Genomic DNA, 970 nt, shown 5'->3' with positions numbered 1-970 from the left:
CGAACGCGTGCTGATTCAAGCACTCTTCGCGCAGTCGGCCGTTGAAGCTCTCGATGTGAGCGTTCTCCACCGGTTTGCCGGGCCGGATGAACTGCAGTTTTACGCCGTGCTCGTGCGCCCAAGCGTCGAGCGCCTTGCTGACGAACTCCGGGCCGTTATCCACCTGAATCAGGTTGGGGCACCGTCCTCGTTGCCGCAACTGCTCAAGCACCCGCGCCACGCGGACACCCGTCAGCGAGAAGTCGACCTCGATGTGCGGACACTCCCGGTTCCACGTGTCGATGATGGTCAACATTCGAATGCGTCGGCCATGCACCAGCGCGTCAGCAACAAAGTCCATCGCCCAGCTTTCGTCGGCGCCATTGGGTGTCGGCATGACCACGCGCAAATGACTCGGACGCTTCTTTCTCCGTTTCAGGCGAAGCGATAGACCTTCTGCACGATACAGCCGCTCAGTGCGCTTGTGGTTCTGGACCAGACCTTCTCGGCGTAGCAAGACGTGCAGGCGGGGTGAGCCAAATCGTGGCCGCTCCTGCGCCAGTTCGCGTAGCCGTTGCCGCACTTCGTGATCGGCATCAGGCGGTACCGGCCGCCGGAACGTCCGTCGATTCAGGCCAATGAGCGCACACGCCCGGCGCTCCGAGTAATCGTGCTGTTCGATCACCTGCTGCACGACTTCCCGGCGCTGCGCGGGCGAACTCACTTTTTTCCGAGAACCTCCTTCAGAACCTGGATGTCGAGCGCCTGATCTGCCACCAACCGCTTGAGTCGCTGGTTTTCCTCTTCCAACTGCCGCAATCGTCGTGCTTCCGACACATCCATGCCGCCGTAGCGGCTACGCCAGTTATAGAACGTCGCATCCGATATGCCGTGCTTGCGGCACAGGTCCGCGACCTTCATGCCTGCGTCGGCTTCCTTCAGCACCCCGATAATCTGCTCTTCACTGAACCGCGACTTCTTCATGACAAGG

The 970-nt window shown here is 60.9% G+C and carries 2 protein-coding genes; both read right to left on the bottom strand.

The genetic code is table 11. The features are described 5' to 3' along the window. Nucleotides 1-703 (bottom strand): IS3 family transposase (locus tag U4Y91_RS36535; protein ID WP_321809120.1); only part of this gene is annotated, 703 nt, incomplete at its 3' end. After that, nucleotides 700-970 (bottom strand): transposase (locus U4Y91_RS36530; protein WP_321809119.1); only part of this gene is annotated, 271 nt, incomplete at its 5' end. The genes U4Y91_RS36530 and U4Y91_RS36535, both read right to left, overlap by 4 nt.

Source organism: Burkholderia sp. BCC1993, assembly GCF_905339865.1.
In the GTDB taxonomy this organism is placed as follows: domain Bacteria; phylum Pseudomonadota; class Gammaproteobacteria; order Burkholderiales; family Burkholderiaceae; genus Burkholderia.
The sequence above is the reverse complement of the archived record's forward strand: the minus strand, read 5'-3'. Positions and strand labels throughout refer to the sequence as shown.